This is a genomic window from Pseudomonas siliginis, assembly GCF_024072275.1.
In the GTDB taxonomy this organism is placed as follows: domain Bacteria; phylum Pseudomonadota; class Gammaproteobacteria; order Pseudomonadales; family Pseudomonadaceae; genus Aquipseudomonas; species Aquipseudomonas siliginis.
This window is the reverse complement of record NZ_CP099598.1, coordinates 3,918,160-3,930,147: the sequence shown is the minus strand read 5'-3', so window position 1 is coordinate 3,930,147 and position 11,988 is coordinate 3,918,160. Positions and strand designations below refer to the sequence as shown.

Sequence of the window (11,988 nt, the reverse complement as noted above, 5' to 3'; positions counted from 1 at the left end):
AAGGTTGGCTGACAGACCGCTTTCGCGAGCAGGCTCGCTCCCACATTGGGTCCTGATGTAAGCAGGACTATCTGGGATGGCTCTTGTTCGTTCAGCTGCCCGTGCCACCGCCCGCACCACCCGTGCCGCCGCCGGCCGAACCGGTCCCGCCACCCGCGCCGGAACCCGAACCGCTGGCGCCGCCATTGGTGCCCGTTCCAGTGCCCATGCCCGAACCAGTTCCTGTTCCTGTCCCGGTTCCTGTGCCAGTTCCGTTATTGGTTCCACCCGAATTGCTGTCAACGGAAGGCGAGCCCGGCGTGCTGTCTGGCGGCATGGTCGAGCTGCTGGCGCCGCCGGACTTGGTGCCCGTCGCATCGGTGCTGTCATTGGCAGCGAAGCTGGCGGCGGATGCCGTGGCGAGCAGGCCGGCCAACAATAACGAAGTGAATTTGCGCGTCATCATGGTACGTCTCCTGATAAAGGGGATTACCTGATATTGGTCTTGCGCACTGAAACCTTGGTGCCCGTCGAGTGACGAGCGGTCAGTCGCCGCGCCAAGTGGCCTACCGTTCTTCTGCAATATTGGCTATTTGCCGAACCACCCCCGGGGACTAACGTAGCCACACATTCAATCGCTACCCCGGAGCCCACCATGCAACCTCGTGCCGATTTCTACACCGCTTCCCCTGATGCCATGAAAGCGATGATGGCGCTGGAAAATGCCGTCTCGAAACTGTCGCTGGAAAAGAGCCTGCTCGAACTGGTCAAGCTGCGCTCTTCACAGATCAACGGCTGCGCATTCTGCATCGACATGCACACCGCCGACGCGATAAAGGACGGCGAAACCCCGCGTCGTCTGTTCGCCGTGACGGCATGGCGAGAAGCGCCGTTCTTCAGCGAGCGTGAACGCGCCGCACTGCTGTGGACCGAGTCGCTGACACAACTGAGCCTGACCCACGCGCCGGACGAAGACTATGAAGTCGTCGCTGCGCAGTTTTCGCCGAAGGAACTGGTTGACCTGACGGTGGCGATCAACACCATCAACGGCTGGAATCGCCTGGCAGTGGGCTTCCGCAAACTGCCGCAGGCCTGAGACATTCACGCTTTTACCTTGTGGGAGCGAGCCTGCTCGCGAAGGCGACGTGTCAGTCACCATCATCGTTGCTGACATACCGCATTCGCGAGAAGGCTCGCTCCCACAGGGTCCTATTCAATGCCCATCGGAGCTCGGCGTCGTCGGTGCTTGTACCTTGCGCATCAAGAACACCATCACAGCGTGCATTGCTTTGTATTAATACGAAGCATTACTATTCACGCCCCTTTCTCACCACGCCGCCCATCCCCCATGCGCTCCCGCAGATCCGGCTTTTTCGAGCATTACGAAGAGTTGATCGGCACCTGGACTCGTCGCCTGCGCAATCGCGCGCAGGCCGAGGATCTGGCGCACGACACCTTTGTGCGGGTGCTCGAGGCGGATTCGGCGGCGGTGCAGCAGCCGCGTGCGTATTTGCATCAGACCGCGCGCAATATCGCCGTTGATGGTTATCGGCGTGAGGACCGGCGGGGCGTCATGGAGTCGGAGGCGGTCGATGACAGTGCATCGTCGGCGGGCGATCCGGAGCATTACATGCACGCGATCCAGTTGGCCGATTCCATCGAACGCGCGCTCACCGAGCTGCCGCTCAACTGCCGCAAGATCTTTGTATGGCAGAAGATCGAAGGCCTGACGCAGGCAGAAATCGCCGAACGCCTGGGGCTGTCCAAGAACATGGTCGAAAAGTATATGATCCGCACCCTGCGCCATCTGCGTGAGCGGCTGGATGGCTTGCAGTCATGATGACGAGTGACGTCGAAAAGATCGCAGCCTTCGGCAGCTCCTACAGGGGGGCGTGCCTGGTCTCAACCTCAGCCGGACAGAATATTCCATGATGGAGACGAGAGATTGCGCCTGTGGGCAAGCGGCGGTGCGTGACGAGGCGGCGGCATGGTTCGTGCGATTGCAGGAGCCGAATGTCAGCGTCGAGCAACGGCAGCGCTTCGAGGCCTGGCTGAACGAGCATCCGCAGCACCGTGCAGAATTCCAGCTGCTCCAGGACTTGTGGGCGGCGGCTGATCTGCTGCCGACGTCGCGTCTGCAGGCCCTTGCCGAAACTCCGCCACCTCGCCGCCAACGCCGGCCGTTGTTGCGTTATGCCGTGGCCGCGAGTGTCCTCGCCGTGGCGCTGGGGCTTGGCCTGTTCAGCGGGCTGAATCATCCGGGCGGTTACCGCGCTGAATTCGCCACGGCGCCGGGCGAGCGCAAGCATGTGGCGTTGCCGGACGGTTCTGTAATCGATCTGAACAGTCGCAGCCGCTTGCAGGTGCGTTATGAGCAGGATCGACGGGTTATCGAATTGAGCGCGGGCGAGGCGATGTTCAGCGTTGAACACGACGCCTCGCGTCCGTTTATTGTCGAAGCCGGCAGCGGCAGGGTCACGGTCACCGGTACGCGTTTCGATGTGCGCCGCGATGCCACGCAAACCCGCGTGGCGGTGGAGCAGGGCACGGTGAAGGTGCAGGGAAGTGCTGCCCCGGACAACCAATTCATCAACCTCACCGCAGGCCTCGGCACTGCGGTCGATGCCCAAGGCAAAGTCCTGCCGGCCTACGCGGTCAACCCGGCGCAGCTGACCGCCTGGCGCAACGGCAAACTGGTGTTCAACAACGCCAGCCTCAGCGAAGTAGCGGCAGAAGTATCGCGCTATCGCGACAAGCCGCTGACCGTATCCCAGCCGAATGTCGCCAGCCTGCGCCTGACCAGCGTGTTCAAATCCGACGACACCGACGCCTTGCTCAAAGCCTTGCCGAGCATCCTGCCGGTGACGGTGCGCACCCTTGCCGATGGCAGTCAGGAAATAATTTCCAGATAGCATTCAGGTTTTTTCCCCGTTCATCGTCTTCCTGTTCAACTGCAACTGGTTTGCATTAACAGCCGCACACTCTTGCGATCCACAGGACTCCGTACGACGTGAACATCACCACAACCCACAATAAAAAATCCCCTTGGTTGCCACTGGCTCTCGCGCTGGCAGTCAGCGCCGCGATGCCGTTGGCGTTTGCCGCTGAAGCCATTCATATCCGCGCGCAACCGCTAGGCCAAGCCTTGAGCGAACTGGGCCAGCAAACCTCGCTGCAGGTGTTTTTCAGCCCTGAGCTGGTGGCGGGCAAACAAGCTCCGGCGGTGGACGGCGACCTCGCGCCAGAGCAGGCGCTGCGGCAGTTGCTGCAAGGCAGCGGCCTCGATTATCAGATCAATGAAGGCTCGGTGACGCTCGCCCCGGCCGCCACTTCCGCAGCCAGCAACGGCCCGCTGGAACTGGGTGTGACCGACATCAAAGTGGTCGGCGACTGGCTCGGTGACGCCGACGCTGCGGTGGTGCAGAACCACCCCGGCGCACGTACGGTGATTCGCCGCGAAGCGATGGTCGAGCAGGGCGCGATGAACGTCAGCGACGTGCTCAAGCGCGTGCCCGGTGTGCAGGTGCAGGACTCCAATGGCACCGGCGGCAGTGATATTTCCCTCAACGTCGGCGTACGCGGTCTGACTTCGCGCCTGTCGCCACGCTCGACTGTTTTGATCGATGGCGTACCAGCGGCGTTCGCGCCTTACGGCCAGCCGCAACTGTCGATGGCGCCGATTTCCGCGGGCAACCTAGACAGCATCGACGTCGTGCGTGGCGCCGGTTCCGTGCGCTACGGGCCGCAGAACGTCGGCGGCGTGATCAACTTCGTGACCCGCGCGATCCCGGAGAAAACCACCGGCGAAATCGGCACCGCCCTGGAAACCACGCAGTACGGCGGCTGGAAACACATCGACACCGCATTTCTTGGCGGCACCGCCGACAACGGCATGGGCGTCGCGCTGTTGTATTCCGGCGTCAACGGCCACGGCTATCGCGAGCGCAACAACGGCAATGACATCGACGACGTGCTGCTCAAGACGCACTGGGCGCCGACCGATCAGGACGATTTCAGCCTCAACTTCCACTACTACGACGCCAGCGCCGACATGCCCGGCGGCCTGACCCAGCGTCAGTACGATGACAAGCCTTACGAGTCGGTGCGTGACTACGACCAGTTCACAGGCCGGCGCAAAGACGTGTCGGTCAAGTGGATCCGCCAGATCGACGAGCGCACCCAGGCAGAAATTCTCACCTATTACACCGACAGCTTTCGCGGCAGCACCATCGCCGCGCGCGATCAGCGCACCCTCAGCTCGTACCCGCGTTCCTATTACACATTGGGCATCGAGCCGCGCGTGTCGCGGGTGTTCGATGTCGGCCCGACCACTCAGGAAGTCAGCGTCGGTTATCGCTATCTGAAAGAGGCCATGCACGAAGAATCGAGTCGTCTGGCGCTGGTCAACAACCAGCCGGTGGTCACGCCGACCTCCGACGGCCATGTGTTCCAGGATCGCACCGGCGGCACCGAGGCCAATTCGGTGTATGTCGACAACAAGATCGACGTCGGCAACTGGACAATCACCCCGGGCATTCGCTTCGAACACATCAGCACCGACTGGCATGACCGCGCCGTGCTCGACACCGCTGGCCGCCCGGTACCGGAGAAAAATCGCAGTATCGAAAGCAACGAACCGCTGCCGGCGCTGAGCGTGATGTATCACCTGTCCGATGCCTGGAAGCTGTTCGCCAACTACGAAACTTCGTTTGGCAGCCTGCAGTATTTCCAGCTCGGCCAGGGCGGTTCGGGTGACAGCACCGCCAACGGTCTGGAGCCGGAAAAGGCCAAGACCTACGAGATCGGCACGCGCTACAACGATGATGTGTGGGGCGGCGAGGTGACGCTGTTCTACATCGATTTCGATGACGAACTGCAATACATCAGCAACGACGTCGGCTGGACCAACCTCGGCGCGACCAAGCACCAGGGCATTGAAGCCTCGGTGCATTACGACATGGCCGCACTCGACCCGCGCCTCGATGGCCTGACCGCCAACGCCGGGCTCACCTACACCCGCGCCACTTATGAAGGCGAGATCCCCGGCTTCAAGGGCCGCGATCTGCCGTTCTATTCGCGGCAGGTTGCGACAGTCGGTTTGCGTTACGACATCAACCGCTGGACCTGGAACATCGACGGCTTTGCCCAATCGAAACAGCGTTCGCCGGGCACCGGTGTGAATGCGGATGGCAGCTTCAATGGCAACTACATCACCGAAGGCACAGCAGACGGGCAGTACGGCGACATCCCGGGTTACGTGACCTGGAACGTGCGCGGCGGTTATGACTTTGGTCCGCAGGTGTCGAACCTGAAGCTCGGCGCCGGGGTGAAGAACGTCTTCGACAAGCAATACTTCACCCGCTCCAGCGACAACAACTCGGGGATGTATGTCGGCGCACCGCGCACGTTCTTCGTGCAGGCCAGCGTCGGTTTTTAAAACACAAGATCAAAAGATCGCAGCCTTCGGCAGCTCCTACAGGATGTTCGCCGATCCCCTGTAGGAGCTGCCGAAGGCTGCGATCTTTTGCTTTAGACCTTGAGGACTTTACCGCCAATCGCCACAGCCACCAGCAACACTGCCATCAATCCAAAGGCAAAGCTCAGGCTGCTGGCATGGGCGACAAAACCGATCACCGCCGGCCCGGCGAGAATCCCGGCATAACCCAGCGTGGTAATCGCCGGTACCGCGATGCTCTCCGGCATCACCGTCTGTTTGCCCACCGCCGTGTACAGCACCGGCACGATGTTCGAGCAACCGGCGCCGACCAGCGCATAACCGAGCAGTGCCGCTTGCCAGCTCGGCGCGAAGGTGGCGAGAAACAGTCCCGCAGCCGCCAACAGACCGCCGAACAGAATGATCCGCGTGGCCCCCAGCTTGCGCACGATGCGGTCACCGAGCAGACGACCAACTGTCATGGTCAGGGCAAACGCTGCGTAACCCATTCCCGCATAAGCCGTGTCGATCCCGCGTTCCTGAGCGAGGAACACTGCGCTCCAGTCCAGCGCCGCGCCTTCGGTGAGGAACACGATGAAGCACATGCCGCCGATAAACAGCACGATGCCATGGGGAATGGCGAACGCCGGGCCGGAGCTTTCGCTGCCGTAGGGCAACATGTGCGGCACGCATTTGAGCAAGGCGCCGATCAGCAAAACCACTACCACCAGCATCGCCGCCAGCGGTGTCAGGCCGAGGCCGAGCAGGGCGCTTACACCCGCCGCACCGACGATGCCGCCGAGGCTGAACAAGCCGTGGAAACCCGACATCATGTGCTTGCCGCTGGCGCGCTCGACGATCACTGCTTGCAGGTTCACCGTCGAATCCACCGTGCCGAGACCGGCGCCGAACATGAACAGCGTGGCGATCAGCGCCGGGATCGACGACACCGTCGCCAGCAACGGCAGTGCCGCGCAGATCAACAAGGTGCCGGCGGTTGCTACACGTCGGCAACCAAAACGTGTGGCAAGAATCCCCGCCAGCGGCATCGCCAGAATCGAGCCGACACCCAGGCACAACAGCAATAACCCTAGCGTGCCCTCATCCAGCCCGGCTCGCGCCTTGGCGTACGGCACCAGCGGCGCCCAAGCGGCGATGCCTAGGCCAGCGATGAAAAAAGCGACGCGGGTGGACATCTGTTGCAGACGTCCGGGGACGAACGTGTCTTGGGGGTTGAGGCTGGTCATATCGATCCTTGGCAAAAAAACAACTGCATCCCGAGTGACATTCTGACGGCGTTGAGGTTCGATCTCAGGCCTTTCGGGGCATAACGGTGAACATCCTACCCTGTGGGAGCGAGCCTGCTCGCGAAAGCGGTGGGTCAAATATGGAATTGTCGACTGACGCACCGCCTTCGCGAGCAGGCTCGCTCCCACACTGAGTTGCGGTTTACAGTCGGATTTTCGCCAGCATGGAATATGGGAACAAGGCATGACGACGTTCTACGACGCACGCGGCAATATCTACGGAGTGGTCTCACCCCAAGCCTTGCGCGAGGCCGGAATCGCGTTGCCGACAAGCGCCGACGCCTGCGCCGCATCTCGGCAGCACTGGAGCGAAGCCGCTATCGCCCTGTGCTGCGATTGGCCGGAAGGCCAGCGTCCGGCCAACGGCAAACCCCACCGCAGTGACGGCCTGCTGATCGGCCCGTTTCAGGCATCTGCGCCGTTCGATGTGCTGATCGTCAACACCGACGGCAGTCTCGCCGAGCGCAGCGGTAACGGTCTGACGATTTTTTCTCAGGCCTTGACCGAGCAAGGCTTGATGCCGGAGCAGGGCGCCATGCTGCGCGTTCATCATGACAAGGGCGAAGCGCTGGAAACGGCGGTGACACCAGCCGAAGTCGAAGGCGTGCGCGGTTTCTGGCTCGACCTCGGTCAGCCCAAATTTGGCCCGGAGGTTGTGGGTGCGCATACGGTTGAAAGCGTTCAGTTCAACAATCGCGACGTCAGCCATGTCCAGCCCCTGGCACAACTCGATCCTGACTGGGAGCGCAGCCAGTTCGTACGCATCGGCAATCCGCATTGCGTGACGCTGCTAAGCGATCCGGCCATGTTGCCGAGTAACGAGCAGATGCTTGAATCACCGCTGAACGAAAGGCTGACGGCAATTGCCTATGCCATGCCCACCGGTGCCGGCAATCCCTGCCCGGCGGGCGTCAATCTGCAATGGGCCGCGCTGGCGTCGCCGCAGCAAATCCTCGCCCGGGTATTCGAACGTGGTGAGGGACCGACCGCGTCATCCGGCACCAGCGCCAGCGCAGTGGCGTGTGCTGCGTGGCGGGTGGGTTGGGTCGAGGCGGGTGAAGTGCGGGTGGTCATGCCGGGTGGCACCGCACCGGTTTTGCTTGAGGTTTCGCAAGGGGAGTTGCTGCGCGTCAGATTGTTTGGCACGGCGCGGTTGATGGATTGACTCGGCCGACGCTATCGCTGGCAAGCCAGGCTCCCACAGGGTTTTGCATGAGGGCCCAATCATGTGCTCAACACAAAACCTGTGGGAGCCTGGCTTGCCAGCGATGAGGCCATCAGCCCCAGCGCAATCTCAACTGAACTCCACCACCGGCATCTGCCGCTTCATCAACACCTTGCCGCCGCGAATCGAATACAGCGGCAGGCCTTGGCTGCGGATCACTTCGTAGTCGCTGTCCGCCGAGAGAATCAGCAGGTTCGCCGGGCGGCCCTGTTCGAGTCCGTAACGCTCGCCCAGGTGCATGGCTTTGGCGCTGTTGTCGGTGACCAGATCCAGCGCGCTTTGCAGGTTGCGATAACCGAGCATGTGGCAGATGTGCAAACCCGCTTCAAGCACGCGCAGGATGTTGCCGTTACCCAGCGGATACCACGGGTCGACGATCGAATCCTGACCGAAACACACGTTCATGCCGGCTTCGAGCAGTTCGTTGACGCGGGTCACGCCCCGGCGTTTCGGGAAGTTGTCGAAACGTCCTTGCAGATGAATGCTTTCGGTCGGGCAGGAAACAAAACTGATCCCGGAATGGCCGAGCAGGCGGAACAGTTTGGCGCAGTAGGCGTTGTCATAAGAGCCCATCGCCGTGGTGTGGCTGGCGGTGACGCGGGCGCCCATGTCGCGGCTGCGCGCTTCTTCGGCAAGCACTTCAAGGAAACGTGAATGCGGATCGTCAGTCTCGTCGCAGTGCACGTCGACCAGGCAGCCGGTACGCTCGGCCAGGTCCATGAGGAACTTCACCGAGCTGACGCCCTGATCGCGGGTGTACTCGAAATGCGGAATGCCGCCGACCACGTCAGCGCCCATGCGGATCGCCTCTTCCATCAGCTCGCGCCCGTTGCGGAACGACTCGATGCCTTCCTGCGGGAACGCGACGATCTGCAGGTCAATCAGGTGACGGCTTTCCTCACGCACTTCGAGCATGGCTTTGAGCGCGGTGAGTTGCGGGTCGGTGACGTCGACGTGGGTGCGCACGTGCTGAATGCCGTGGGCGGCCAGGGCCTGAATGGTCTTCTTGGCGCGGGTCTTGGTGTCTTCTTCGGTGATGGTGACTTTGCGCTCGCCCCAGCATTCAATGCCTTCGAACAGCGTGCCGCTCATGTTCCAGCGCGGCTCGCCGGCGGTGAGGGTGGCGTCGAGGTGGATGTGCGGCTCGACGAAGGGCGGCACCACCAGATTGCCGCCGGCATCGAGGTCATCCGCGCCGAGGGTCGGCGCTTCGGTCTGACGGGCGATGCTGTGGATCAGTCCGTCTTCGAGGTGCAATTCGTGCAGGCCTTCCTGGTTGCGCAGGCGGGCGTTGATGATGTGCATCAGGCAAATCCTTTTTATAGGTCTTGTAGTGGTGCGCTGACGCGACGGGCGCCCAGCACACCGGTGACGATGACATACGTTAGCGCGGCAGCGGCAATGCCTACCAGCGGCGCGACCCAGGGCGAGCTGAACGCAGCGACGGTTCCGACCCCGTAGGCCCCGAGGCCCGGCCAGTTGAACGCTGGCAACCGTGCGTCGGCCAGACGCGGATAGTGCCCGCGCCAGCGGTAGAAGAAGTCAGCCATGATCACCCCGCCAATCGGCGGAATCACCGTGCCGAGCAGGATGAGATACGGCACCAGCATGTCGTACATGCCCAGCAGGGCGAGCAGAGTGCCGATCACCGCGCCACCGAGGGTCACGGTCTTGCGCCGCCCGGTGCGCAGCAGGTTGCAGCCGGCGACGGCGAAGTTGTAGATGGTGTTGTCCTGAGTGCTCCAGATGTTCAGCAACAGCATGGCCATCGCGGCCATGGCGAAGCCCTGCAACAGCAGCACTTCAACCACATCCGGCTGTTGATAGACGATCGCGCCGTATGCGCCGATCAGCACCATCAGGCCGTTGCCGATGAAAAAACCGATCAGGCTGGCCAGCACTGCCACCTTTGCCGAGCGGGAAAATCGCGTCCAGTTGGTGGCTTGCGTTGCGCCGCTGACGAAGGTGCCGAACACCAGCGTGATCGCTGTCGACCAGTCCAGAGAACCGCTCGGCACCACGCTGAACAAGCCTTCGAAGCCACCGACTTTCACGGTCGCTGCCCACATCGACAGCATCAGCAGCAACATCATCGCCGGCACCGCGATGTACGAGAGAATTTCCAGTCCGCGATAACCGATGTACGCCGTGGCGCAGAAGCCGAGGCCGAACAGCACCATCAGGACCAGCACGGTGCTTTCATCGAGATTGAAATACTTGCCGATCACCACCGCCGCCGTCGCCGTGCCCCACGCGTACCAGCCAATCTGGGTGAAGCCGAGAATCAGATCGCTGAGCTTGCTGCCGACCTCGCCAAAACAGAAACGCCCCATCAGCACCGAATTGAGGCCGCTCTTGAAGGCGATGTAACCCAGCCCTGCGGCGTAAAGGCCCAGCAGCAGATTGCCAACAATGATCACCGCCATCATCTCGGCGAAACCGAACGCGACCCCGAGCTTGCCGCCGGCAAACATGGTCGCAGTGAAAAACGTGAAGCCCAGTAACACCATCGCCGTCGAGGCCAGGTCTTTGCGCGCGTGCATGGGGACTTCACTGAGCGGGTAATCGTTGCCGGAGGCGTTCTGCGTCATGGGGCAGTCCTTGCTGGAAGGGGAAGACGCAGAAGGGTTGCAGCGGTCGTGCCAAGCGGCGCAAGTGACCGAATGTGGAGACGCGACTGGGGTTTTCAGCGCAAAAGCAGTGCACTGAAAGCACCAGGAGCCCAATGTGGGAGCGAGCCTGCTCGCGAATACGGAGTGTCAGTCACCGAATAAATTGACTGGAACGACGCTTTCGCGAGCAGGCTCGCTCCCACAGGGGCGGGGAGATCTGTTGCTTATTCGCCGCGATAGATGCAGCCGCTGGTGCACGTCTCATGAATGCGGATCGCGCTGAGTTCCGGCAGCAATGGCTTCATCTCATTCCAGATGAATTTGGCCAGCACTTCGCTGGTCGGGTTTTCCAGGCCAGGAATGTCGTTCAGGTAGTTGTGGTCGAGGCGCTCATACAGCGGCTTGAAAATCGCTTTGATCTCGGAGAAATCGCGAATCCAGCCAGTGTGCGGATCGAGGTCGCCGCTCAGGTGCAGCGCGACCTTGAATGAGTGGCCGTGCAGGCGTCCGCACTTGTGGCCGTCCGGGACGTGCGGCAGGCGGTGGGCGGATTCGAAAGTAAACTCTTTGAAGATTTCCACGGTATGACCTGTAGGGCTTGAATTTGGCGGGATCTGTTGAATTGTCAGTTTCTGGTGTACTGATCAATGTACTGATTGGTCGTTGCTGGGGTTCAAATCGAGCATCCACTGCGAGATAGCAGACTGACGCCAGGCGACCGAGTTGGGGCCTATTCTAACCTGTTTCGGGAAGGTGCCCTCCCTGATCCGGCGATAAACCGTGTTACGGCCAAGACCGGTTGTGTGAAGCACCTCGTCGAGGCGCAGGAAACGATCGATGTTTTCTGTCGCTGCCATTTGAAACTCCTCGCCGATTTCGGCTTGGCTTGAATTTATGCCGCGCGTGGCGGCAGAAAGTGGTGATGGGTTATGCGCCGGCCTTGGCCAGAACTGCGTCAGCAACCTTCATGGCAGCCTGCGCATCGTCGACATATGCGGGGTCGAACCCGCCGCACAGGTGGATGGTTGCTTGGCAGGCGCGCAGGTTCTCGCGGGTGAGTTTCAGCGCGGCGACCAGCTCTTCGTGCAGTTCGCGCTCTTCCCGACCGATTTCCCAGAATCGCGTTGCCCAGTGAGAGGATGGCGGCGGGTTGCTGTTCTGCGCGCCGAGGGCCAGCGAGCCGACCACCGCGTCCAGCAGGTCGCGCTTGTAGGCGTTGTCACCGTCGATGCTCAGACCGTTCCGGCGCAGAGCGTCCAGGGCATTGTTCAGGTTCGACTCTGGCGACGGCAGCACGAGGTCAAAGTCTTTCTTGCCGGGGCGGCAGGCCACCACCAGCAGCTCGCAATCAAGCGGCAGGTGCTGAGCCATATCCGATATCGCTTCGATAGCAGCCTCGCGGAATGCATTCTTTTCTTCGGACATTGGGAT

General features: G+C 61.6%; 12 protein-coding genes. 5 read left to right on the top strand and 7 right to left on the bottom strand.

Annotated elements, in window-relative coordinates; genetic code table 11:
- Positions 1 to 91: 91 nt before the first annotated feature.
- Positions 92 to 445 carry a hypothetical protein gene (locus NF676_RS18095; RefSeq protein WP_041477257.1) on the bottom strand — a complete coding sequence of 118 codons (354 nt, stop codon included), beginning with the start codon at positions 443 to 445 and terminating at the stop codon, positions 92 to 94.
- A 189-nt stretch (positions 446 to 634) separates the two neighbouring features.
- Here NF676_RS18095 and NF676_RS18090 point away from each other — a divergent pair, with 189 nt between their 5' ends.
- From NF676_RS18090 to NF676_RS18075, 4 genes are all read left to right on the top strand, one after another.
- Positions 635 to 1,075, top strand: coding sequence for a carboxymuconolactone decarboxylase family protein (locus NF676_RS18090; protein ID WP_016775423.1), 441 nt, complete (start codon positions 635 to 637; stop codon positions 1,073 to 1,075).
- Between the two features lie 252 nt (positions 1,076 to 1,327).
- Complete coding sequence (locus NF676_RS18085) at positions 1,328 to 1,819, top strand: sigma-70 family RNA polymerase sigma factor (RefSeq protein WP_065615952.1); 492 nt, start codon at positions 1,328 to 1,330, stop codon at positions 1,817 to 1,819.
- Between the two features lie 88 nt (positions 1,820 to 1,907).
- Positions 1,908 to 2,891 carry a FecR family protein gene (locus tag NF676_RS18080; protein WP_252886538.1) on the top strand — a complete coding sequence of 328 codons (984 nt, stop codon included), beginning with the start codon at positions 1,908 to 1,910 and terminating at the stop codon, positions 2,889 to 2,891.
- A 98-nt stretch (positions 2,892 to 2,989) separates the two neighbouring features.
- Positions 2,990 to 5,416: a TonB-dependent siderophore receptor gene (locus NF676_RS18075; protein WP_252886537.1), complete on the top strand. Its 2,427-nt coding sequence runs from the start codon at positions 2,990 to 2,992 to the stop codon at positions 5,414 to 5,416.
- Between the two features lie 92 nt (positions 5,417 to 5,508).
- Here the strand turns inward: NF676_RS18075 and NF676_RS18070 are convergent, their stop codons facing one another.
- On the bottom strand, positions 5,509 to 6,660 hold the full coding sequence (locus NF676_RS18070; protein ID WP_150634866.1) for an MFS transporter: 1,152 nt from the start codon (positions 6,658 to 6,660) through the stop codon (positions 5,509 to 5,511).
- A 244-nt stretch (positions 6,661 to 6,904) separates the two neighbouring features.
- Between NF676_RS18070 and NF676_RS18065 the strand changes: the two genes are divergently transcribed.
- Positions 6,905 to 7,885 carry a diaminopimelate epimerase gene (locus NF676_RS18065; RefSeq protein ID WP_252886536.1) on the top strand — a complete coding sequence of 327 codons (981 nt, stop codon included), beginning with the start codon at positions 6,905 to 6,907 and terminating at the stop codon, positions 7,883 to 7,885.
- 129 nt (positions 7,886 to 8,014) lie between these two features.
- Here NF676_RS18065 and codA read toward each other — a convergent pair whose 3' ends face one another.
- The 5 genes from codA to NF676_RS18035 all read right to left on the bottom strand — a co-directional run bounded on the left by codA (position 8,015) and on the right by NF676_RS18035 (position 11,982).
- The gene (gene codA, locus NF676_RS18060; RefSeq protein WP_039763460.1) at positions 8,015 to 9,250 is read right to left on the bottom strand and encodes a cytosine deaminase; all 1,236 of its coding nucleotides are present in this window, start codon (positions 9,248 to 9,250) and stop codon (positions 8,015 to 8,017) included.
- Positions 9,251 to 9,264: 14 nt separating this feature from the next.
- Positions 9,265 to 10,536 carry a cytosine permease gene (gene codB, locus NF676_RS18055; RefSeq protein WP_252886535.1) on the bottom strand — a complete coding sequence of 424 codons (1,272 nt, stop codon included), beginning with the start codon at positions 10,534 to 10,536 and terminating at the stop codon, positions 9,265 to 9,267.
- A 245-nt stretch (positions 10,537 to 10,781) separates the two neighbouring features.
- Positions 10,782 to 11,138: a 6-carboxytetrahydropterin synthase QueD gene (queD, locus tag NF676_RS18045; protein ID WP_007915588.1), complete on the bottom strand. Its 357-nt coding sequence runs from the start codon at positions 11,136 to 11,138 to the stop codon at positions 10,782 to 10,784.
- A 63-nt stretch (positions 11,139 to 11,201) separates the two neighbouring features.
- On the bottom strand, positions 11,202 to 11,414 hold the full coding sequence (locus NF676_RS18040; RefSeq protein ID WP_024013576.1) for a helix-turn-helix transcriptional regulator: 213 nt from the start codon (positions 11,412 to 11,414) through the stop codon (positions 11,202 to 11,204).
- 70 nt (positions 11,415 to 11,484) lie between these two features.
- Positions 11,485 to 11,982, bottom strand: a complete 498-nt coding sequence (locus NF676_RS18035; protein WP_252886534.1) for a hypothetical protein — start codon at positions 11,980 to 11,982, stop codon at positions 11,485 to 11,487.
- Between the last annotated feature and the right edge of the window lie 6 nt (positions 11,983 to 11,988).